Origin of the sequence: Janthinobacterium kochi, assembly GCF_051380715.1 — a bacterium.
GTDB lineage: Bacteria > Pseudomonadota > Gammaproteobacteria > Burkholderiales > Burkholderiaceae_D > Janthinobacterium.
Genome location: NZ_JBNYXO010000006.1, coordinates 217,663 through 240,219, shown reverse-complemented (window position 1 = coordinate 240,219; position 22,557 = coordinate 217,663). Strand labels below are relative to the sequence as shown.

20 protein-coding genes are annotated in these 22,557 nt (G+C 63.5%); 4 read left to right on the top strand and 16 right to left on the bottom strand.

Going from position 1 to position 22,557, the window contains the following annotated elements; all coding sequences use genetic code 11:
• Window positions 1-3: 3 nt before the first annotated feature.
• The 11 genes from ACQ4WL_RS15790 to ACQ4WL_RS15740 form a co-directional block, all read right to left on the bottom strand.
• The gene (locus ACQ4WL_RS15790) at window positions 4-1,152 is read right to left on the bottom strand and encodes a Gfo/Idh/MocA family protein (RefSeq protein WP_436510593.1); all 1,149 of its coding nucleotides are present in this window, start codon (window positions 1,150-1,152) and stop codon (window positions 4-6) included.
• Window positions 1,153-1,161: 9 nt separating this feature from the next.
• Complete coding sequence (locus tag ACQ4WL_RS15785) at window positions 1,162-2,214, bottom strand: sugar phosphate isomerase/epimerase family protein (protein ID WP_436510592.1); 1,053 nt, start codon at window positions 2,212-2,214, stop codon at window positions 1,162-1,164.
• A 91-nt stretch (window positions 2,215-2,305) separates the two neighbouring features.
• Window positions 2,306-3,274, bottom strand: a complete 969-nt coding sequence (locus ACQ4WL_RS15780) for a substrate-binding domain-containing protein (RefSeq protein ID WP_436510591.1) — start codon at window positions 3,272-3,274, stop codon at window positions 2,306-2,308.
• Window positions 3,275-3,335: 61 nt separating this feature from the next.
• Window positions 3,336-4,355, bottom strand: a complete 1,020-nt coding sequence (locus ACQ4WL_RS15775; protein WP_436510590.1) for an ABC transporter permease — start codon at window positions 4,353-4,355, stop codon at window positions 3,336-3,338.
• Complete coding sequence (locus ACQ4WL_RS15770) at window positions 4,336-5,823, bottom strand: sugar ABC transporter ATP-binding protein (protein ID WP_436510589.1); 1,488 nt, start codon at window positions 5,821-5,823, stop codon at window positions 4,336-4,338. The genes ACQ4WL_RS15775 and ACQ4WL_RS15770 overlap by 20 nt, the downstream gene beginning before the upstream one ends.
• The gene (locus tag ACQ4WL_RS15765) at window positions 5,823-6,848 is read right to left on the bottom strand and encodes a LacI family DNA-binding transcriptional regulator (protein ID WP_436510588.1); all 1,026 of its coding nucleotides are present in this window, start codon (window positions 6,846-6,848) and stop codon (window positions 5,823-5,825) included. Before ACQ4WL_RS15765 ends, ACQ4WL_RS15770 begins: the two co-directional genes overlap by 1 nt.
• A 192-nt stretch (window positions 6,849-7,040) precedes the next feature.
• Complete coding sequence (locus ACQ4WL_RS15760) at window positions 7,041-7,952, bottom strand: glycerophosphodiester phosphodiesterase (RefSeq protein WP_436510587.1); 912 nt, start codon at window positions 7,950-7,952, stop codon at window positions 7,041-7,043.
• Window positions 7,927-9,567, bottom strand: coding sequence for a hypothetical protein (locus tag ACQ4WL_RS15755; RefSeq protein WP_436510586.1), 1,641 nt, complete (start codon window positions 9,565-9,567; stop codon window positions 7,927-7,929). The genes ACQ4WL_RS15760 and ACQ4WL_RS15755 overlap by 26 nt, the downstream gene beginning before the upstream one ends.
• Window position 9,568: 1 nt before the next feature.
• Window positions 9,569-10,366 (bottom strand): hypothetical protein, encoded by a 798-nt coding sequence (locus ACQ4WL_RS15750; protein WP_436510585.1) that lies wholly within the window; start codon window positions 10,364-10,366, stop codon window positions 9,569-9,571.
• A gap of 81 nt (window positions 10,367-10,447) precedes the next feature.
• Window positions 10,448-11,470 (bottom strand): hypothetical protein, encoded by a 1,023-nt coding sequence (locus ACQ4WL_RS15745; protein WP_436510584.1) that lies wholly within the window; start codon window positions 11,468-11,470, stop codon window positions 10,448-10,450.
• Complete coding sequence (locus ACQ4WL_RS15740; protein WP_436510583.1) at window positions 11,467-12,231, bottom strand: hypothetical protein; 765 nt, start codon at window positions 12,229-12,231, stop codon at window positions 11,467-11,469. Before ACQ4WL_RS15740 ends, ACQ4WL_RS15745 begins: the two co-directional genes overlap by 4 nt.
• Before the next feature lie 175 nt (window positions 12,232-12,406).
• Between ACQ4WL_RS15740 and ACQ4WL_RS15735 the strand changes: the two genes are divergently transcribed.
• The 4 genes from ACQ4WL_RS15735 (at window position 12,407) to ACQ4WL_RS15720 (ending at window position 16,798) form a co-directional block, all read left to right on the top strand.
• A complete protein-coding gene (locus tag ACQ4WL_RS15735) occupies window positions 12,407-13,792 on the top strand; it encodes a caspase family protein (protein ID WP_436510582.1) in 1,386 nt (461 codons plus the stop codon).
• 86 nt (window positions 13,793-13,878) lie between these two features.
• Window positions 13,879-14,700, top strand: a complete 822-nt coding sequence (locus ACQ4WL_RS15730) for a hypothetical protein (protein WP_436510581.1) — start codon at window positions 13,879-13,881, stop codon at window positions 14,698-14,700.
• 48 nt (window positions 14,701-14,748) lie between these two features.
• On the top strand, window positions 14,749-15,480 hold the full coding sequence (locus ACQ4WL_RS15725; protein WP_436510580.1) for a hypothetical protein: 732 nt from the start codon (window positions 14,749-14,751) through the stop codon (window positions 15,478-15,480).
• A gap of 52 nt (window positions 15,481-15,532) precedes the next feature.
• Entirely contained in the window at window positions 15,533-16,798 is a 1,266-nt protein-coding gene (locus ACQ4WL_RS15720; RefSeq protein ID WP_436510579.1) for a DUF6445 family protein, read from the top strand.
• 147 nt (window positions 16,799-16,945) lie between these two features.
• Here the strand turns inward: ACQ4WL_RS15720 and ACQ4WL_RS15715 are convergent, their stop codons facing one another.
• The 5 genes from ACQ4WL_RS15715 to ACQ4WL_RS15695 all read right to left on the bottom strand — a co-directional run bounded on the left by ACQ4WL_RS15715 (window position 16,946) and on the right by ACQ4WL_RS15695 (window position 22,556).
• On the bottom strand, window positions 16,946-17,887 hold the full coding sequence (locus ACQ4WL_RS15715) for a LysR family transcriptional regulator (protein WP_035823672.1): 942 nt from the start codon (window positions 17,885-17,887) through the stop codon (window positions 16,946-16,948).
• 94 nt (window positions 17,888-17,981) lie between these two features.
• Window positions 17,982-18,959, bottom strand: a complete 978-nt coding sequence (locus tag ACQ4WL_RS15710) for a glycoside hydrolase family 43 protein (RefSeq protein ID WP_436510578.1) — start codon at window positions 18,957-18,959, stop codon at window positions 17,982-17,984.
• 5 nt (window positions 18,960-18,964) lie between these two features.
• Window positions 18,965-19,939: a galactofuranose ABC transporter, permease protein YjfF gene (gene yjfF, locus ACQ4WL_RS15705; protein ID WP_436510577.1), complete on the bottom strand. Its 975-nt coding sequence runs from the start codon at window positions 19,937-19,939 to the stop codon at window positions 18,965-18,967.
• Window positions 19,936-21,018, bottom strand: coding sequence for an ABC transporter permease (locus ACQ4WL_RS15700; RefSeq protein WP_436510576.1), 1,083 nt, complete (start codon window positions 21,016-21,018; stop codon window positions 19,936-19,938). The genes yjfF and ACQ4WL_RS15700 overlap by 4 nt, the downstream gene beginning before the upstream one ends.
• Window positions 21,015-22,556, bottom strand: a complete 1,542-nt coding sequence (locus tag ACQ4WL_RS15695; RefSeq protein WP_436510575.1) for a sugar ABC transporter ATP-binding protein — start codon at window positions 22,554-22,556, stop codon at window positions 21,015-21,017. Before ACQ4WL_RS15695 ends, ACQ4WL_RS15700 begins: the two co-directional genes overlap by 4 nt.
• Between the last annotated feature and the right edge of the window lies 1 nt (window position 22,557).

Genomic DNA, 22,557 nt, shown 5'->3' with positions numbered 1-22,557 from the left:
CAGTCAGCTTGCCAAGGTCGTCCAGCTAGCGCCAGCCGCATGGCTGCGCAGCACGGCCTCAGCAAAGGCCAGGCCCGCCACGCCATCGGCCACCGTCGGCAACCAGCTGGCTTCCCTGGGCACGGGCAAGCCCGCTTGCAGGGCACGGATGGCCAGGGCCGCATCCAGGTACAGCTGGGCGAACGCTTCCAGATAGCCTTCCGGATGGCCGGCCGGCACGCGCGTGGCATGGCGCGCCGCCGCGCTGTCGACCCGGCCCGGACGCAGCAGCTGGCGGTTGCCGCCCTGCGGCGTACACCACAGTTGGTTCGGCTGTTCCTGGTCAAAGTCCAGTTGCGCCTTGCTGCCGAACAAACGCAATCGCACCGTGTTTTCGCAACCGGTCGCCACCTGGCTGGCCCACAGGGTACCTTTCGCCCCGTTCGCATAGCGCAGCATCACCTGCACGTGATCGTCCAAGGTGCGGTTCGGTACAAAGGTAGACAATTCCGCCAGCACGGCGTACGGCGTCAAGCCGCTGACGAATTGCGCCAGGTGATAGGCGTGCAGCCCTACGTCGAGCAGGGTGCCGCCGGGGCCGGCCCGCTGCGGGTCGTTATGCCAGTTACCTTCGTTCATGCCGCCAGCCGCAATCGCGTCGGCCAGCCAATCCTGCGAGTATTCGACTTGCACCAGGCGCAGCTCGCCGATCTCGCCCGCCTCGACCATGGCCCTGGCGTGGCGCAGCAGCGGGTAGCCGCTGTAGGTATGCGTGAGCGCAAACAGCAAATTTTTCTGTTGCGCCAGCGCTGCCAGCGCTTGGCCTTCCGCCAGGGAGATGCCCAACGGCTTGTCGCAGATCACGTGAATGCCCGCTTCCAGGAACGCCGTGGCGACGGGCGCATGCAAGTGGTTCGGCGTGACGATGGCCACCGCCTCGATGCCGTCCGCGCGCTGGCTTTCGGCTTGCGCCATGGCGCGGTAATCGCTGTAGCAGCGCTCGGGCGCCAGGTGCAGCGCGGCGCCGCTGTCGCGCGCGCGCGCCGGGTCGGACGACAGGGCGCCCGCCATCAGTTCATATTGATCGTCGATGCGCGCCGCGATGCGGTGCACGGCGCCGATGAATGCGCCCTGCCCGCCCCCTACCATGCCCAGCCGTAAGCGTCGCTGCATGTCGTTTCCTTATTTCAAGCCAAGCAAGTGATGAATCTGATCCTGGTCAACCGCACTGCCGGCGAAATCGTCGAACGCGTGCTCGGCCACGTGGATGATGTGCTCGCGGATGAAACGCGCCCCTTCGGCCGCGCCGTCCTCGGGATGCTTCAGACAACATTCCCATTCCAGCACGGCCCAGCCGGGAAAGTCGTACTGCGCCATCTTCGAGAAAATCGCCTTGAAATCGATCTGCCCGTCGCCCAACGAGCGGAAGCGCCCGGCCCGGTCTTGCCAGTCGGCATAGCCGCCATATACACCCTGGCGCCCGTTGGGCCGGAATTCCGCATCTTTTACATGGAAGGCCTTGATGCGCGCATGATAAATGTCGATGAACGCCAGGTAATCGAGCTGCTGCAGCACGAAGTGGCTGGGGTCGTACAAGATGGACGCGCGCGGGTGATCGTTGACGGCGGCAAGAAAGCGCTCGAACGTCACGCCATCGTGCAAGTCCTCGCCCGGATGCAGTTCATAGCAGAGGTCCACGCCGGCCGCATCAAACGCATCGAGGATGGGCAGCCAGCGCTGCGCCAGTTCCGCGAATGCCGTTTCCACCAGGCCGGCGGGACGCTGCGGCCACGGGTACAGGTAGGGCCAGGCCAGCGCGCCGGAAAACGTCACGTGCGCCGTCAAACCCAGGCGCTGCGAGGCGGCGGCCGCCCACAGCAATTGCTGCGTGGCCCAAGCCGTGCGGGCCGCGCTGTCGCCACGCACGTGCTCGGGCGCAAAGCCATCGAACAAGGCGTCATAGGCGGGATGCACGGCGATCAGCTGGCCCTGCAAATGCGTCGACAATTCCGTTACCTGCAAGCCATGGCGCGCCAGCAACGCCTTGACGTCGTCGCAGTACTGCTGACTGTTGGCCGCTTGTTCCAGATCAAACAAGCGCGGCGCCGTGGGCAACTGCAAGCCCTTGTAGCCCAGGCCGGCCGCCCATTGCGCCAGGTGCTCGAGCGAGTCGAACGGCGGCTCGTCGCCGAGAAACTGGGCCAGGAAGATGGCCGGGCCCTGGATGGTTTTCATAAAAAGTCCTTATCAACCCCAGGGGCAAAATCCGGGGTCAGACCCGACGGGTCTGACCCCAGCACTTGCTGTTGGGTGCATTACGAAAAAATCAAAAAGGCGAGTTCGGAAAGTAAAACTGCTTGGCGTTCTCGCGCGTGATCAGCACCGATGGGATGATGGTGTTGGCCGGCAATTTATCCCCTTTCAGGCGCGCTTCCGTCGTCAGCTTGATGGCGTCGTACATGAACTTGGGCGAGTACGAGACGTCGGCCACGATCAGCGGATCGGAGCCGTCCATGATCTTTTTCACCGCACCCTTCGCGCCCGCGCCGCCGAACACTTGCTTGATGTCCGTGCGCCTGGCTTGCGCGATGGCCTTTTGCACGCCGATGGCCATGTCGTCATCGGCGGCCCAGACGGCGTCGATATGCTTGAAGCGGGTCAGATAATCCTGCATGACCTTGAAGGCATCGTCGCGGTTCCAATTGCCGTACTTGGCGTCGAGCACCTTGATCTCGGGATGCCCCTTCATCACGGCAGAAAACGCATCAAAGCGCTCGTTGTCGAGGGTGGTCGGCATGCCGCGCAGCACAACGATATTGCCCTTGCCATTCAGGCTTTTCGCCAGGTATTCGGCCGGCAGCTTGCCAAAGGCCGTGTTGTCGCCGGCAATGTAGGCATCCTGCGACTGCGTGTTCGTCAAGCCGCGGTCCACCACCGTCACGTACACACCCTTGTTTTTCACTTGCGCCACGGGCTGCGTCAGCGAGGCCGACTCGATGGGGAAGATCACCAGGGTGTTGATTTTGTTCACCGTCAACATGTCCTGCAACTGGTTCGCCTGCTCGGGCGCCGTGGCGGCCGTCTTGACGATGATTTTCACGCCCGGATGGGCTTTTTCCAGCTCCGCCTTGGCCTGGTTCGCCCACCACACGATGCCGGACGTGAAACTGTGCGTGGCCGTGGGTATGGCCACGCCCACGACGAGCTTGTCAGCGGCCTGCGCCGGCCCCATCGGCAGCGCCCACGCCTGCATCACCAGCACTGCCATCCCTGCTACCCGTATAAAGCTCTTCATGCTGCTCTCCTCCAAGGTTGTGGGCGCCCGGTGGCCGCCCTTTCAGAACGCCGCTCTTGTTTTATTTGCGGCCTCGCTGCAGGAAGGCGACGGCGATGATCACCACGCCTTGCACTGCGGCATTCAGGTAGACACTGATGATGCTGGTCAAATTCAGGATATTGCTGATCACGGACAACAAAATGGCGCCTATCACGGTGCCGACGATGCGCCCTTCTCCCCCTTTCAGGGCCGTGCCGCCCACGACGACGGCGGCGATGGCTTCGAGTTCCCACAGCAAGCCCGTGGTCGGCGTGGCCGAGCCCAGGCGCGGTACGTACAGCACGGTGGCGATGCCTACGCACACGCCCAGCAGCATGTAAGTGGCGATTTTCACCTTGTCGACATTGATGGCCGCATAGCGCGCCACTTGTTCGTTGGAACCAATCGCCTGCACATGGCGGCCAAACGTCGTGCGATTGAGAATGATGGCGCCGGCCGCCGCGACGAAGAGGAAAATCCAGATCGGGATCGGTGCGCCCAGCACGCTCGTGTAGTAGACGGGGCTGTACAACTCGGACAGGGTGGCGTCCAGCGTCAGGGCGCCGCCATCGGCCAGGTAGGTCAGCACGGCGCGGAAGATGCCAAGCGTGCCCAGGGTGACGATGAACGGTTCGATATTGCCCTTGCTGATGAGCAAACCATGCATCAGGCCAAAGCCGGCGCCCAGGATCAAGGCCATGGCGATGCCCAGCACCAGCATGGTGATCGGCGCCAGGTCGCCGCCTGCGCCTTGCGCCAGCGCATTCATGAAATAAATCATGCAGCCGGCGATCAGGGCCGCCATCGAGCCGACCGACAAGTCGATGCCGCCGGAAATGATGACGAAGGTCATGCCGACGGCAATGATGCCGATGAAGGCCGTGCGCGTGAGCACGTTCATCAGGTTGTCCACGGTGGCGAAATCGCCATTGAGCAGGGTGCCCGCGATGCACAGAGCTAACAAGCCCAGCACGGGGCCAAAGCCCTTGATGCGCGCGCCAAAGCTGGCAACGGCAGCGGCAAGCGGGGATACGGTGGTGTCAGTGCGTGCCGGTTGCATGGGCAATCAACTCCTCTTCGGTCAGGTGGTCAGCAGACAGGGTGGCTTGCAAAGTGCCGGCGCGCATCACCGCCACGCGGTGGCACAGGCCGATCAATTCGATCAGTTCGGATGAAATCACGATCACGGCGCGCCCTTCGGCGGCCAGGCGGTGGATCAAAAAGTAAATGTCGCGCTTGGCGCCCACGTCCACGCCACGGCTCGGCTCATCGAGCACGACGACACGCGGGTTCGAATGCAGGTATTTCGCCAGCGCCAGCTTTTGCTGGTTGCCGCCCGACAGCATGCGCGCGCGGCTGTCCAGGTCGCCCGTGCGGATATTGAAGTCCAGCACCGCCGTGGCTAGCGCCGCCTTCTCCGCCTTGACATCGAGCCACGGCCGCGCATAGCGTTCCATCGTCATCATGGTGAGGTTTTCGCGCAAGCCCAGGTTCACGTGCAAGCCCTTGCCCTTGCGGTCTTCGCTCAAATACGTCATGCCGTGCTGCATGGCTTGCTTGGGCGTGCGGATGTCCACCGGCTTGCCATTGAGATGAATCACACCCGCGCTGCGCGGACGCAAGCCCAGCAAGGCCTCGAACGATTCCGTGCGTCCCGCGCCCACCAGGCCCGCAAAGCCCAGCACTTCGCCGGCGCGCACCTCGAACGACAAGTCCTGCGACCAGCCGGGCACGCACAAGCCTTCAACTTTCAGGAGCACAGGAGCTTCTTTCGCCAGCGCTGCTTTCGCCGGGAACATGTCGGACAATTCGCGGCCCACCATCAGGTTCGCCATCTGCTGGCGCGTGAGGCTGGCCGTCGGCTCGCGCGTGACGAAACGCCCGTCGCGCATGACGATGACTTCGTCCGTGTTGCGCTCGACTTCATCGAGCTTGTGCGAGATATACAGAATAGTGACACCGTCCGCTTTCAGCTGCGCCATCACGGCGAACAGGCGCTGCGTCTCGGACGATGTCAGGGTCGCGGTCGGTTCATCCATGATCAGGAAGCGGGCGCGGCGCGACAGGGCCTTGGCAATTTCCACCAGTTGTTTCTCGGCGACAATCAGGTCGCGGATTTTCGTCTCGGGCGAGACGTCCAGGCCCACCTGTTTCAGGTAGCGCGACGCATCGTCCTTCATGGCGGCCTCGTCGAGCAGCCAGCCGCGCGTCTTTTCATGGCCCAGAAACATGTTCTGCGCCACCGTCAAGTGTTCGGCCAGGTTGAATTCCTGGTGGATCAGCACGATGCCAGCAAGCTCCGCCGCGCGCGAGCTGGTGAAGCGCTGAGGTTGGCCATCGATCAGCAACTGCCCTTCGCTCACAGCTTCGTAGCCGGCGAGGATTTTCATCAGGGTCGACTTGCCGGCGCCGTTTTCGCCCAGCAAACCATACACGCGCCCGGGCGACAAGGTAAAACTGACGCCATGCAAGACGCGCACGGGGCCGAAATCCTTGCACACTCCCTCAAAACCGACAGCAACGCTCACTATGCACTCCCTCGCAAAATTAACCGGTGTTGCAGCAGCACGCCAGGCACGCTGACCGCCGGGTTGGCCAGACGCTGCAGCAGCAAGCGGGCCGCCGTCTCGCCCAGCTCGCGCATCGGCTGGGCGATGGTGGTGAGGCCGGGAGCTATCTGCGCGGCGATGGCGATATCGTCGAAACCGATCACGGCCATGTCTTCGGGCACGCGCTTGTTCAACTGGCGCAGCGCGCTCAGCACGCCGATGGCCAGGGTGTCGGAGACGGCAAAGATGGCCGTGGGTGCACCGGGCTGCGCCATCATGCGCAAGGTGGCGGCCGTGCCCGCTTCGTAATCGAGGCTTTGCACCGTGTGCACCCACTGCGGCTGCACGGGCAAGCCGGCGGCGGCCAGGGTATCCAGATAGCCTTGCTGGCGTTGCCGCGCATACAGATAGCGTTCATCGGAATTGATCAGGCCGATGCGCGTATGGCCGCGCGACAGCAGATGCGCGACGGCGTCGGAGGCGGCGCGGTGGTTGTCGATGCCGACATAGGGCACGGCCACGGCGGGGTCGAATTCGCAGCAAGCCACCCACGGCAGGCTGACGGATTCATGCGACAGGGCATGTTGCACCGTGTCCGGGTCCAGGCAGATGGCGCCATCGGCGCGGTGCATGCGCAGCAAATCGAAATACGAGCGCTCGCGGCCCGCATCGGCACCCGTGTCGCACAGCAGCACGAAATAGCCGTGCTCGCGCGCCACCGTATCGATGCCGCGCACGATCTGCGCATAAAACGGGTTGCCCACGTCGGGCACCATGGTCAGCAGCATGCGGCTCTCGGCCGTGCGCAGGCTGCGCGCCAGGTGGTTCATGCGGTAGCCGAGCGCGGCCACGGACGCGAGCACCTTGTCGCGCGTGGGCGCCCGCACCCCGGCCTGCTCGTTCATCACGCGCGAGACGGTGGCCACCGACACGCCCGCATGCGCGGCGACGGCGCTGATGGAGACGGTTTCTGTCGGCAAAGAAGACGGGACGGCTGGCGGCATGGGTGGTTTCACATAAATGTAATCGATTACATTTATAGGCCAGTCGCGCGCGCGATGCAAACATTATCGATGCTGCGGTGCGCAAAAATGTGCAAAAATCGGCCCGGCGCGGGCCGTTGAACGCTGCTATTTCTGGGGCGGCAAGGCGTTCTGCTGCACGGCAAAACCACCGTGCCGCAGAGAAGGGATAACTTACTTCATCATCGCGCAAAACGCTTCGGGATTGCCATCAAGAATGACGCCACTGGGCCAGCGGTGGCTGCGCTGCTGGGCGCGCAGCAAGGACGCGGCCAGGGCCGAGTCGCCATCGACGGCGTACACGAAGACGGGCATGTTCAGGCTGGCCGCGTCGCTGAGCAAATTCGGATTGGCGTCCAGGCTGCGCGCATCGACGTGCACGCCCGTGGGCATGCCGATTTGCTGCTGCACGCGCTGCAGCCAAGGCTTGTCCAGCTTGGGCGGTCGGGCATTTTTCGCGATATAGCGGCTGACCCGGTTCGTGCCGGCCGCCTGCGCATGGCGTGCGTCAAACACGAGCAAGCCCAGATAACCCTGCGGATCGGCGCGGCGCGCGCACGCCAGGTTGTTCGGCACGCCCGAGGTCAAGAACCAGTTGCCATGCTTGATGTTCGCGCGCAACTGCCCCACCAGGGTGGCGATGGGCGCGCACGACGACACGACATCCTTGATTTCCGCATTCAGGGTTTTAGCCGGGAACGCCGACGCCAGGTCGGCGATATCGCTGACGAACGGCGGCGTTTCCGGCGTGGCCACGCCGCGGTTCTTCATACTGGCGGCGCGCCAGTCGTCGGCCGTCAATTGTTTCACGGTGCGGGGCGAGCCCGTATCGACGACTCTGCCCGTCAGCAAGTCGTGGTGCACCACCCAACTGCCGTCGCCCAGCAGTTGCAAATCCGTCTCGACGCCGTCCCAGGTGCCGAAATACGTGTTGCGCAGCGCGCTCAGCGAGTTTTCCGGCGCATTGCCGGCGCCACGGTGGGCGTGCACCTTCATGCCCAGGCAGTCGGCCTGTACAGCCGTGCTAACCATGCAGAGCAGCAAGGCCAGTGCGGCCGCCTTATTTTTGTTGCGGATGATAACCATATTCGATTCCCTGCAAAACATTGATGCGGATCGCTTCGTTGACGGGGTAGCTGTAGCCCTGCCCCACCGCCACGACGTGCGTGATATTGGCCAGCAAGCCCTTGCCCGCGATTTGCCAGCGCGTGCTGTCGTCGGCCGCCTGGCGGTTCCAGTCCAGCATCTGGCGGAACAAGTCGCTCTTCGTGACGTTGTTGTCGAGCAGGGACAAGATGCCCCAGGTTCCCAGGAAGGCGCCGGCCAGCACGCCCGTGGCGATCCAGGCGGAACGGCGGCTCAGCTGGCCATCGGCGCCCGCCTGCTCGCCGCGGCGCGCCGCCAGCACCAGCAAGCCCACCGTGGCGATCAGGTACAGCAGTTTCGAAAAGTGGCCGATGGCGCCCAGCAGCGAGAAGAACAGGGCCACGGGCGGTACGATGGCCGCGCGCGCCGCGTCCTTGCCCTCTGCATAGTACTTGCCGCCCACTTCGAAGTCGCTGCGGCTGGCACGGTACTCCACCAGCTTTTCCGCCGTCTGGCGCGCGGCGAACTGGTCGAACAGACGGCTGAACTCGGCCGGACTCGCATACGCGTCTTGCACCACGGCGCCCTTGGGCAAGCGCAAGCCCTTGCTCGCTTCGCTGCCGTCGCCGCCGTCCGGCCCGTCGCGCAAGACGGCCTGGATGCCGGGACGCGCCACGAAGGCGGGGAAGGACAAGCCCGGCGGAATGCGCTCGCCCTTGATGCTCAAGCCCTTGTTGGCCGCTTCCGACGCATAGCGGCGCTTGACGGCGGCGCGGAAACTCAATTGATCGGCAGGATGCCAGTTGGCCGATACCGGCACCTTCTTGCGCACATTGTTGACGACGGCCGCCTTGCGCCGCGCCGGCACGGAATGCGGCTGCCAGCCATGGCGCGACAGGCTTTGCCGGTAATCGCTCCAGGCCGATTCCTGCTGCTGGCGCAAGCCCGCATCATCGTCGGGAATGATACCCGAATACAATTTCCACTTCTCATGCACTTCGCCAATCGCCTGCTGGTACTTGTCATAGTAACCGGCCGCGCCGCCGGCGATCTTGCGGACGTTAAAATTGATCAACTGTTCCTTGGCGGGCTCCATGCGTTCGTCGAGGTGGCCGACCGAGACGGCCAGGAATGGGAACAGCGCCAGGAAGGCCTTGCCTTCGGGCTTGGCAAACAGGGTGGGATCATCGACCAGGCCCTGCAATTGCAGGCTGCCGCCCACCAGCGAGCGCTGCATCAGGGTGGTATTGAAAGCCAGGCGGCGAAACTGCGCATCGCGCGTTTCGACCAGCACCGTGACCGTGGTTTTCAAAATGCCGAAGACGACCGCCGCCGTGGCGACGCAGCAGAAGATGATCTTTTTCCAGCTGGGGCCGCTGCCATTGTTCTTCAGGCGGCGGCGCCACATCAGTTGCAGCACCACCAGCGCGGCGGCGATGCCCGACAGGCTGCGGCCATAGAATTCCACGCCCTCCACGTCGTGCGGCTTGACGTCGCCGCCCACCACGTCGAGCAGGCGGGCATTGAAGCCCAGCTCAAAGCACAGATAAATGATCGTCAGGACGATCAGGATCAAGGTCTGCCGGATTTGCAGACTGCGCAAACTCGCGGCCATCTTATTTCCTCAAATCGATGACGACGGGCTTGATTTCTTCAGCCTGGAAGATCATCGGCGCCGCTGGGGCAGCCGCCGCGCTGCGCGGTGCAGGCAGGCTGATGGCGGCAGGCGCCCTGGCCGGAGTCTCCTGGCGGCGCGCCTTGGCGCTGGCGCGGCGGCCCGCTTTCGGCGCGGCGGCGGGCGCCGGGGCCGCAGCCGGCGGCGCCGGAATCACGCGCCCGCTGTCGCTGCCGGGCATGCTGGCGATGACGGGGCCCGTGGCGCGCAAGGCGTCGTCGGCAAACGGCTGCGCGCGCGTATCGACGCCGGGCGGCACGGCCACGCTGGCGTTGAGCAGGCGGTTGTCCGTGTAGATCATGCGCGACAGGCGGTTGTAGTTGGGAAAGTCGATATTCAGCGATTTCGCGTCCGCCGCCAGCTCCACGCGGGGGCGGTCCTTGCAATTGCCCACCGTCCACTGCAGCACGTCCGTGCCCTGGAAAGCCAGCACTTCATAGCGGTAGGCGCAGTTGCGCTCCTGGGTTTCGACGATCACCACGGTGCGCTCACCCACGTTTTCCACGCGCGCCACGCGGGCCGTGATGGCCTTGTCCAACGGCACGACGCGAAACGCCTGCGACAGCTTGATCGAATACTTGCCCTTCGGATCCTTGCGCAAAGTGCCTTCCGTGCCGTCGCGCAGGCGGAAGGTGGAAATCGGCGTGCCGAACAGCTCGGCCGTATCAATGCCCACCATCACGCCGCCACGTCCATTCGGCGTCATGGCGCAGCCCGTCAACAGGACGCCAACTGCCATGCCGGCGATCAACTTGCGCCAGTGCGCAGATGCAAAAATCTTATACGTTGTCATGCTGGATAACTTTCTCTTATTTCGGGGTCAGGGATGGATCACGGCCAGGGGATTGTCCGGTCCCGGTGGCGGCAAGACTTTCTGGCGGTCGCGCGACAGCAGGGTGAAGGCGCCCAGGGTGTCCGGGCCGGCGACGATTTCCAGCTGCTCGCGCTGCAGCCAGGTACGGATTTCCGCCTCCGTTGCCTCGGCGCGGAACAGCACGCGCGTGCGCACGCCCGTCTCGACGCCGCTACCGCCGTTGCGGAATTCCGCGTTGCCGACGACAGTATTCTCTTTCGGCAGGAACAGCCACGCCGATTGCACCACCATCACGCTGGCGGCCACGGCCGTGACGATCTTCAGCCAGCGGTTGGCGTTGGCCGCCTGCACAGGCTTAGCTACCGGTGCCAGCGCATCGGCGGCAGCGATCTGCAACTGCTGCAGCCCCTGGCGCAGCAATTGCCGGTAGGCCACGCGACCATCCTTGCCCAGCTCGCTCGACAGGGGCGTGCCCGTCAGCGCATAGTCGTCGCCGGGCAAGGCCACGCGGGCGATCACGCCCGGTGCGCTGGCGGCCCGATTCGCCCGGCCATGCATTTCCAGCCAGCGCGCCGCCTGCAAGCGCTCCTGGCTGAACACGCCCAGGCAGGCGCCCAGGTCCGTCACGGCCAACGTCACCGGCATGTCGCACAACACCAGCCCCGCACGCGGGTCGGCGGGCGCGTCGCGCTGCTCGACCACCAGGCCGCAGGCATCCGCATACGCTGTGTCGGGCGTGACGAGCCAGCCGCGCCAGCGCTGCCGCGTGCTATCCCAGGCATCGAGCAGCACGCCGCCAAAGCCGGGACAGCGCACCAGCAAGTGCATCTGTCCGCCCGCGATGGGCCGCGCGGCCAGCGGCGCGGCGTCGCTGCGGCGCGCAAAGCGTTCCATTAAGTGTTCCGGCACGGCAATGCCGCGCCAGTCGGGGGTATCGCCGCTCACCTCCGCGTCCAGCAAGTCGGCGGACGGTGGGGGAGATGGCAAGCGCGCGGCCACGATGGCCAGCGAGGGCGTCAATGCAGTCATGCCGGTGGCCTTTCATCAGGGTTCGGGGAGGTGGCTATCGGATCCAGCTGCAGGGATAACGCGGCCACGCACAAGATATCCAAAACTATTTGCGCCGCCTGCATGTCGCGCGCGGTCAGGGCATCGCCCACGCGCAGCTTGAGCAGACTCAATACCCAGCCGCCCAGCAGAGTGGAACGGTGGGCCGGCTCGACGACCTGGCGTCCCGCGCTGAGGCTATCCCCCTTCTGCCTGTGCACCAGGCCCAGCTTGCCGCCGTGGTAATGCGCGGAAGCGATCTGCTCGGCCAGTTCCTTGACGGGCATGCCGCCGCAGCCGCAATGGCGCAACAGCAAGATCAAGTCGCGCGGCAAGGTGGCGATAAAAACGTCGGCCGCGTCGCGCACCTGCTGCGGCGTCAGCTGGTAATCGCGCAGCGGTTCGGCATACGCGTCGGGCGCGCGCAGCTCGCAGCCCTCTTGCGCATCGGCATCTTCGTCATCGCGCTGCTTGCGCAGCTGGTCGATGATGAAGCGCTTGAAGTATAAAAACAGGGCGCCCACGTGGTGGGGCGCGGCGTCGCTGTCGCTGTGGAGGACTTTTTCAATAAAAAACTGGTGGCGCAAATCAGCCAGGGAATCGCCGAGCGACGCCGCCTCGCGCGGGCGGCACGGCGTCAACGCGGCGATGACGCGCTGGTAAAACTCGCCCAGTTCGCCTTGTGTCAGCTGCGGGCGGCGGGTCCAGAAAGCATGAATCCGTTCAAATTGTTCCGATTGCACAGCCGGTCCGATCGTGTGTTGGGCGGCACGCGCCACTGGCCGGCAGCGACGCGCACCGTGCGCTGGCCAGACAAGAGAAACTTGTCAGTAAGGTAAAATGCATTTAAGCAATTTTCTCATATCACAGTAAAAATCGCTAACTTTTGTTACTTTCACGACAATTCCCGGGACGCCCATGCATCGCCTGATTCCCCTATTTTTCAGTCTGTTCTTTTTACTGGGCAGCAACGTGGCGCACACTGCCGTGCCAACACCTGTGCAAGCGGCTCCCGGCAAGCGCATCGCCCTGGTGATCGGCAACGCGGCCTATCCACAACCTTTATTGAATCCCGTCAACGATGCGCGCGCCATGGCCGAGCGCCTGCGCCGCCTGGGCTTTGAAGTACTGTTGCGCACGGACATCACTGCGGCGCAGCTGCAAAAGGCGTCGGCCGAGTTTTCCACGCAGGCACGGGGCGCCGATATCGCCCTGGTGTTTTATGCGGGCCACGGCGCGCAGGCGGGCGAAGCCAATTACGTGCTGCCGTTGGGCGCCAACATGAATGCGCTTAGTGCTGCCGCCATCGCCGCGCAGGGCGTGTCCGTCTCCAGCCTGGCGGGCGACTTGCAGCGCACGGGCGCACGCGGCGCGGTGCTGATCCTCGACGCTTGCCGCCAGGAATATACGCGCGGCGGCGCCATGCAGCCCGTGCTCGGCGGCAGTAATGCAGCCAGCCACGGTTTTGCCGACACGCAAGCACCACGCGGCGTGGTGATCGCCTATTCGGCGGGACCGGGCGCCCTGGCGCGCGATTTCTGGTCGCCCGATTCGCGCAACAGCCCCTACACGAGCGCCCTGCTCGACGCGCTCGATGCGCCGGGCTTGCCCATGGGCGACGTCTTCTCGCAAGTGGCGGCGCGGGTCGCCGCCATGACGCACGATGTGCAAAAACCGCGCGTCTCGTTCGGTGAAACGTCGGCGCGCCTGGTGCTGAACATGGGCAGCGGCAAGGGCGTCAGCCAGCCTCCAGCCAGCGTGCTGGCCGGCGCGCAGGGCGGCATGCGCGCGCCAGCGCCAGCGGTGGAAAAGCCGGCCGCACCCGGTGCCAAGGTCTGGCCAGGCAATGTCTTACAGGACATCAACTACGAAATCCGCATGCAGATCGCGGCCCGCCCGTTCCCCCGCCTGCAGCTGGAAAAGCGCGCGCGCGGTGGCGATCTGGTGGCGCTGACGGCCCTCGGCTATGGCATCGGCGGCGGCGATGCCGGCGTCAAACAGCCGAAGGCGGGCATGCAGTGGCTGGAAAAGGCCGCCGCGAAGGATTTCCCGATCGCCCAGACCTATCTGGCCGAATTGCTGATGGTCAAAGGCGATCCTGCCTCGCTGAAACGGGCCGGCGTGCTGCTCGACGCCGCCTCCCAGGCGGGCTATACGGCTGCGCACGCCTACAAATTCGACCTGGCGCGGCGCACGGGCGCGCCGCCGCAGGAAGCGGCCCGCCACTTGCAGGACGCCTTCATGGGCTTGATGAAGGATTACCAGGGCGCCGCCAAGGACCTGATGCAGCCGCCGAAAAAATAGTTTCAAAATAATTTTGGATTTCCCGGAACTGCCCCCGTTATCCGTGGGTACATGCAATACAGCATGACAGTGACCAGGGAAATCCCATGCAAACATCGATCCCAGCAGCAAGCACCACCGGCCAACGCGGCCGCATCATGACCTACCAGACGAGCGGCCTCGGCACCGTCAGCATGGATGGCGTGCAATATCCATTTGATGTCAGCAAGCACTGGCGCTCGGACACCGCGCCAGCCCTGAATGCCGTAGTTGACGTCTGCCTTGATGCCACCGGCGCCATCGAGACCCTGCGTGCCGTCTCTACGCAGCAATTGGCGCAGGAAGACATGGCCATCGCGGCAAAACTGGCGCGCGCCAAGGGCCAGCAACTGTGGAGCAAGGCCGTCGCCATGCTGGGACTGCCGGTACTGGCCAGCATCGGCGTCCTGCTGGCAGGCGCCTTCCTGTTCAATGTGCTGGACATGCGCCTGTATGGCAACAGCAGTTTCAGCTTCTGGGAAATGCTCGGCATGCCCATCGACAATCTGGAGCGTCTGTCGCAAGGGGCCAGGAGCAGCTTTACCTCGGGCCGCTTCTTCTTCCTGCTGGCGATCGGCGCCTGTTTTGCCAGCCTGTTCATCCACAACGCCAAGGCCGCCCTCGGCAAGGCCGCCCCGCTGCTCTTCCTGCTGATCTACGTCGCCAGGCTGACCATGACCGTGCGCGACTCGGTCAGCGCGTCGACCGCCGGCGTGCAAAGCCTGCTGGGCGGACGCAACAATGAAATCGCCCGCCGCATGGCCGATGAAATGCTGTCCCAGGTCTGGCACAGCATGTCTTTCGGCGTCGGCACCTACCTGTTGCTGGCGTCTGCCACCGTACTGGCCGCCTACGGCTATGGCGAATACAAGCGCAAGACCATCGGCTAAGCCACACGTCCCGCAACGCTTCGTTTAACTCACACTCAAGGAACCACCATGAAACGCACCCTGCCCTCCCTGTTCGCCATCGCCCTGATCCTGTCCGCCTGCGGCAAAACCGACTCCGCCGCTCCGGCCGCCCCTGCCCCCGTCGCCACCAGCACGGCCGACCTGGCCGCGAAAGCGCAAGTCAAGGCGGCGGCCGCCAGCCTGCCGCAAGCGGACGCTGCCACACCAAGCGCCAGCTATGTCGACATTACCAGCGGCAACCAGTTGATGTACAGCTACATCGCCCTGTCCAGCGTGCCGCCCGACTATGCCGTCGTGGCACAGCGCATCTCGCGCGAATATGCGGGCAGCAACGATGCCTTCCGCAAGCAGGAAGTGCTCGACGCGTTGAAACCGCAGATCGACGCCAAGGTCAGCGAAGCGAAAACCAAACGCTACCTGCGCTACCAGATCAATGGCCAGGGCGCGCTGTCGCCGTACGCGATGGACAAGGCCGCCTTCCCCGCCAAGTTCGCCGAAGCGGGCACGTATTACTACATGTATGACAACGGCGACTACAAGCTGGCGTTCACGAATGGCGACGGCTACTCGCTGCTGAAAGTGGACCAGGAGGCGGCGCGCAAGATCGAGGCGGCGCGCAGCGGCTACAAGGACTTCGCCATCGTCGTGTATGCCTACGCCCAGGAAGCGGACATGGCCAGCAACCAGGTCAAGGCGCAGATCGTCAAGGTGGCGATCAAGCTGAACGGGGAAGAAATTCCTGTGCAGCAAGCGCTGTAAGCGCCCGGGCCTTTGCGTTACACTGTTCGCCACATTGCATCGGAATCGGGACATGGGCGAACAGACACTGGCGGAGCAACACCTGGCCAAGGGCCAGCAACTGCAGCAGCAAGGCAAGCTGATCGAAGCGATCAACGCCTACCAGGCTGCGTATAAACAGGACCCGGCCCTGGCCGAAGCGCAGCATTTCCAGGGCCTGGCCATGCTCGAGATGGGCCAGGGCACCCTCGGCCTGGGCCTGTTAAAACTGTCGCTCAGGCAGCAGCCCGAGAACGCCCTGTTCCACTACAACCTCGGCAATGTGCTGCGCGGTACGGACAAGGAGGCGGCGCTGGACAGCTATGCCACGGCGGCGCGGCTGGCGCCGCATGAGCACGATTTCGCGATTCTTCATGCGGAATTGCTGATGGGAAAACAGCGGCTGATGGAGACCATCGCCGAACTGGAACGGGCCCACGCCCTGCGTCCGCAGCGCTGGCAAACCCTGCAGGGACTGGCCGAACTGTATTACCGCACGGGACAGCAGGATCTGGCCCTGGCCCGCTACGCGCAAGGCGTGGCGCTGCACCCGGCGCTGGCGCAAACGTGCCGCATCGGCTTTGCCAGTCCCAGCACGGAAAACACGGAACGGCTGACCACGCCCGACGTGCCGGCTAGCTTGCACGATTTCCTGCGCGAAACCGACCTGCACATCCTCGACGATTTCCTGCCCGACCCGGCTGCCTGGCGCGCCCAGGCGCTCAATTTACCGTTCGAACAGCAACGCTACGCGGGCCAAAACTACCCGGGCAGCCAGACGGCGGGCCAGCCCAGTCAAGCCATCATGGAACGCATCGCCACGGCGCTGGGCCGCCCCATCCGTTTCATTTCGCCCGACAACGGCTCGTATCGCCTCAGCTATGCGGACGCCATGGCACGCACGGATATCCACGTGGACAATGAGACGGGCAACAATTTCAATTTCTATGCGGGCGTGCTGTATCTGAACCCGCCCGAGCAGTGCCAGGGCGGCACCACCTTTTGGCGCCACCAGCCCAGCGGCTGGTACCGTCGCCTGCCGGAAACGGACGTGAAAGCGGGCGGCTACGCCAGCTTCAAGGATTTCCAGAAACGCTGGCTGCCGAACAGTAAGGTGCAGAAATTCAACGACTTGCAGGAACAGCGCGACAGTTGGCAAGCCCTGCTGGAAGTGCCGATGCGCCACAACCGCCTGATCGTCTACAAGGGCCACTACTTTCACTCGATCAGCAATGTGTTTGGCGACACGCCGGAGAATGGGCGATTGGTGCAGCTGTTCTTTTTTGAGGTGCCAGAGTAAGCATACGGCGCAGGTGTTCGCAGTAAAAATCGCCGAAGTTGGTGACGGCGCCGAAGAAAATGTTCAGGGCTAGGCGCCGTGCCGCAGGCAGTACGAATGTACGACAAGGCACGGCAACAACGCCATGGACGTTTTATTCGGTGATCGTCAATACATGTCGGCGGCCGTGGCGCGTACTGCTTTCAACAGCATGTCCGCCCCCGGCGACAGCAAATGATCCTGCTGGCGGATGATGCCGAACGCATCCATCTTGCACGGCAGCTCGATGGGCAAAATGCTCAGCACGTTCAACGATTCGTAGTAATGCGCCACTTCCGTCGGCATGACGTGCAGCGAATCCGTCTGCTGCAGCAAGGACGTGATCAGCAGCAAGGCGGTGGTGTCGACCACGTCGACGGGCGGTTCCAGGCTGGCGCGGCGGAACATCATGTCGAAGCGGTGGCGCAGGATGCTGCCTTGCGGCGGCAAGATCCACGGTTGGCCCGCCAGGTCTTTCAATTGCAGATTCTTGCGCGACAGCAGCGGGTGGCCATTGCGCGCCACGGCGCTGGCCGGCTCTTCCGTCAATTCCTCGTAGATGAGGCCGGCGCTGCTTTCCTTTTCCAGGATGCGCCCGATCATGAAGTCCAGCGTGCCGTGCTGCAGCATGTCCATCAAGGTATTGCTGTGCTCGAGGTGCACGCCGATGCGCATCAGCGGCGCCTGCTGCTTGATGCGGGCAATCGCCCGGGGCAGCAAGGCCATGGCCGGTGTCATGATGACACCCACTTCCACCTGGCCCGTCAGGCCCGACTTCAGGGCGACGATGTCGTCATGCGCCAGCGACAGGCTCGTCAGGGCCATGCGCGCGTGGCGTATCATCGTTTCGCCGTAGATGGTCGGCTCCATGCCGCGCGGCAGCCTGTCGAACAGGCGCACGTCCAGCATCTCTTCCAGGTCCTTGATTTGCTTGGACGCGGCCGGCTGCGTCATGTGCAATTCTTCCGCCGCGCGGTGGATGTTGCGCTGCTCGTCAAGGGCGATCAACAGCAGCAATTGCCGCGTCTTCAAGCGGGCTCGCAAGAACCAGTTGGGGTTGAGGGTATCCATGAATAAATCATATCATGATCGATATCAGTTTCTTACTGAGATCGATATTATTGATATCGGTATGTCTCCTTTTTGTGCATGACGACGATGAAGCTCAGGATGCCTTGCAGGCGGCGCTCGGGTTAGCCGCCGGCCCCTGTTCAGTCTGGTGAATGAATTCGATGCTGCCGTCCGGCTTGTACTTCAGCTCTTCCACGGCCACGGAACGCCGGTATTCACCGCCACCGGGCAACTTGTCGTTGTGATAGAAGATGTAGGACTTGCCGTTGAACTCGATGATGGCCTGGTGAATGGTTTTCACCACGGCATTCTTGTCCATGATGGCGCCACGGAAATGCCACGGCCCCGTCGGCGTGGGCCCCGTCGAATACGCCGTTTCTTCGGGGAAGTTGCGCGAGTACGACAGGTAATACGTGCCGCCATGCTGGTGCATGTACGCCGCTTCCGTGAACGCATCCATGCCGAAGGTCAGAATCGGGCCATCGAGCTCCGTCATGTTCGCTTTCAGCTTGGCATATTTCAAGACCGTGTTGCCCCAATAAAGGTAGGCCTGGCCATCCGTATCGATGAAAACAGCCGGGTCGATGTCGTCCCACGGGATCGCCGTCTGCCTGGTCATGTCATTCGTGATCAGGGCGCTGCCGCGCGCGTCCACGAACGGTCCCGTCGGGCTGTCGGACACGGCCACGCCGATGGCCTTGCCGGCGATGGTTTTATGATCGACGGTGGAATAAAAATAGTATTTGCTGCCGCGCTTGACGATGTCGCCGGCCCAGGCATCCTTGCCGGCCCAGGCGAAGGTCGAGTACCGCACGGGCGAGCCGTGATCCGTCCAGTTGGCCATGTCGCACGAGGAATACACGCGCCATTCATTCATCCGGTAATCCGTATCCGTAGCGCTGGCTTCATCGTGGCCGACGTACAAATACACCCTGCCATTGTCGACCAGCGCGGCCGGATCGCCCGTGTAGATGTTTTTCACGATGGGGTTGGCCGCCTGCGCGCCGAATGGGGCGCAGGCGAACGCCGCCGCCATGCCGATGGCTGCGGCAAGTTTGCTCTTGTAAAACATATTGCTTAACTCCCGTTGGTATTTTTCTGGCCCATGGCCATCAGTCTTTGCACGACGCAAAAGACAAACAGCAGGCCGCCGATGACGATCTTGGTCCACCACGAGCTGAGGGTGCCGTCGAAGGCGATCAGGGTCTGGATGGTACCGAGCACCAGCACGCCGGACAAAGCGCCCGCCACGTAGCCGTAGCCGCCGCTGAGCAAAGTGCCGCCGATGACGACGGCGGCGATCGCGTCCAGTTCCGTGCCTTGCGCATGCAAGCCATAGCCGGACAGCATGTAAAACGAAAACAGCACGCCACCGAGCGAAGCGCAAAATCCGCTGAACGCATAGATCAGCACCTTGGTGCGGCCCACGGGCAGCCCCATCATCAGGGCCGACTGTTCATTGCCGCCTATCGCATACACGGCGCGGCCGAACGGCGTGGCGTGCGCCAGCCAGATGGCCAGCAGCAAAGTGATCACGGCAATGACGACACCGGGTGAGACAAAGCCACCCAGGAATTGTAATTGCGTCTGCGACATGGCCACGAACAGCGGATCATCGATAGTGATGGAATTGATGCTGATCAAATAGCACAGCCCGCGCGCCAGAAACATGCCGGCCAAGGTGACGATGAAGGGCTGCAACTTGAAATAATGGATCAGCGCGCCCATGCTGGCGCCAAACACTGCGCCCAGCGCCAGCACGGTGGCGATCACCAGGGTTGGCGGCCAATGCGCCACGTTGAGCAGCCAGGCGGCGATCATGGTCGACAGGGCCAGCACGGAGCCGACCGACAGGTCGATGCCGCCGGAAACGATGACGAAGGTCATGCCGACGGCGATCACCAGCAAAAAGGCGTTATCGATCAACAGGTTAAAGATCACCTGCGTCGACAGCAGGCCCGGATAGGCGGCGCCGCCCAGGCCCAGCATCACCACCAGCAGCAAGACCGTGACGAGCGAGGTGAAATACGGGGTGTGCAGCAAGCCCTTCATGCTTTTCTCCGATGCAGCAATTGCTTGAACTCCGACGATTGCGACAGGCAGACGAGGAAGACGACGACCGACTTGACGACCATGTTCACCTCGGGCGGTACGCCCAGCGAATAGATGGTGTAGGTCAGGGTCTGGATGATGAGCGCGCCTATCATGCTGCCCACGAGGCTGAACTTGCCGCCGGCCAGGGACGTCCCGCCCAACGTCACGGCCAGGATGGCATCGAGTTCCAGCATCAGGCCCGCATTGTTCGCGTCCGCGCTCTTGATGTTCGAGCTGATCATCAGTCCCGACAGGCCCGCGCAGGCGGCGCAAAACACATAGACGAAAAAGATCAGGGTCGCCGTCCTGATGCCGGCCAGACGCGCGGCGACGGGGTTGATGCCGACGGCCTGGATGAACAGGCCCAGCGCGGTTTTCCGCATCAGCACGGCGGTGATGATGAAGACCGCCGCCACGAGGAACAGGGAAAAGGGCAAGCCGAACAGGTAGCCGCTGCCGATGAAAAAGTACGGCTGGTAATAGACGGTGACGATCTGGCCATCCGTCAGCAGCTGCGCCAGGCCGCGCCCCGCCACCATCAATATCAATGTCGCGACGATGGGCTGCAAGCCCAGTCCCGCCACCAGCACGCCATTCCAGGCGCCGCACAGTAGAGCTGCGCCCAGGGCGGCGGCCAGGGCCCAGCCCATGGGGATGTTGCTCACGTAGGTAGGCACGCCGTTGTCCATCACCATGGTGCCGCCGATCAGCATGGCGGCCACGGTGCCGGACAGGGCGACGACGGCGCCCACGGAAATGTCGATGCCACGCGTGGCGATCACCAGGGTCATGCCCAGCGCCGCCAGCATCAGCGGTGCGGCGCGGTTGACGATGTCGATCACGCTGCCGTACAGGTGGCCGTCGCGAATTTCCAGATGGAAAAAGCCGGGGATGGCAAAGAAGTCGACCAGCAACAGCAGGAGCAGCGCGGCCAGGGGGCGGCTCAGGGGATGGTGTAAAACGGTATGCAAAGCGGACGTACCCGTAGTGGAAGCCGGACGCGCGAGTGGCGCGTCCGATGGCGTGGATAAACTCATGTGGCGTCTCCGGCGATCACTTGCAGCACGGAACTATCGTCGAGCTCGCCGCGCGCATAGTCGCCGCAAGCCTTGCGGTCGCGCATGACCAAAATACGGTCGCTGCAGCGCAGCACTTCCGGCAATTCGGACGAGATGAACAGAATCGCCATGCCCTTGCGGCACAGTTTGCTCACATAACTCATGATTTCCTGCTTGGCGCGCACGTCGATGCCGCGCGTCGGTTCGTCCAAAATCAGCATGGCCGGCGAGGTCACCAGCCAGCGCGCCAGCAAGGCCTTTTGCTGATTGCCACCCGACAAGCTGCCGATCGGCGTTTCGATGCTGGCCGTCTTGATGCCCAGCGCCTTCACATATTCGTCGGCCAGCGCCTGCTGGCGCTTGAACGGAATGGCGCGCAGCAAGCCCGTGCGGGCCTGCAAGGCCAGAATGATGTTTTCGCGCACGGACAGCGACAAAATCGCCCCCTCGTGCTTGCGGTCTTCCGAGCAAAAACCGATATCCCGGGCTATCGCATCGCGCGGCACGTTGAACTGGCGCGGCTGGCCTTGCATGGTGATATTGCCGGAATCGGCCTTGTCGGCGCCAAACAGCAAGCGCGCCAGTTCCGTGCGGCCCGAACCCAGCAAACCGGCCAGGCCCAGCAATTCACCCTGCCGGATGTGGAAATCCATGGGCAGCAAGGCACCCTTGCGGCCCAGTCCCTGCGCTTCGAGCACGGTGGGACCAAAGCTGGCGGCGCCCGCGTCTTGCGCCAGATCCAGCGCTTGCTCCTGCATGTCGGCTGCCACGCCGATCATTTTATTCACCAGCGCCAGGCGCGACAGTTCGCTGCATGCATATTCTCCCTCGCGCTCGCCATTGCGCATGACGGTGATGCGGTCGGAAATGGCGTAGGTCTGGTCAAGGAAATGGGTGACGAACAGGATCGCCATGCCCTGCTCGCGCAGGCGGCGCAGTACGGAAAACAGCAGATTGACTTCCGCCTCGTCCAGGCTGGACGTGGGTTCGTCGAGGATCAGCACGCGGGCCGAAATGTTCAGCGCGCGCGAAATGGCCACCATTTGCTGGATGGCCAGCGGAAAGCTGGACAATTGCGCCGTGACATCGATATCGATCTGCAATTGCTGCAGCAAGGCACGCGCCTGCTGCTGCATGGCACGCCAATCGATGACTCCAAAGCGGCGCGGGTAGCGGCCGATAAAAATGTTTTCCGCCACCGACAGGTTCGGACACAGATTGACTTCCTGGTACACGGTGCTGATGCCCAGCCCCTGCGCATCCGCAGTGGAGGCGGGGGCGATGGGCTTGCCTTCAAACAGGATCTGGCCGCTGTCGGGCGTATACACGCCCGTCAGCACCTTGATCAGCGTCGACTTTCCCGCGCCGTTTTGCCCCATCAGGGTGTGCACTTCGCCCGGATACAGGCGCAGGGCGACATCGCTGAGGGCTTTGACGCCGGGAAAGGACTTGCTGATGCCGCGCAACTCCAGCAAGGGAGCTGGCGCGGCGTTGTGATGCGCTTGCGTCTTCATCATG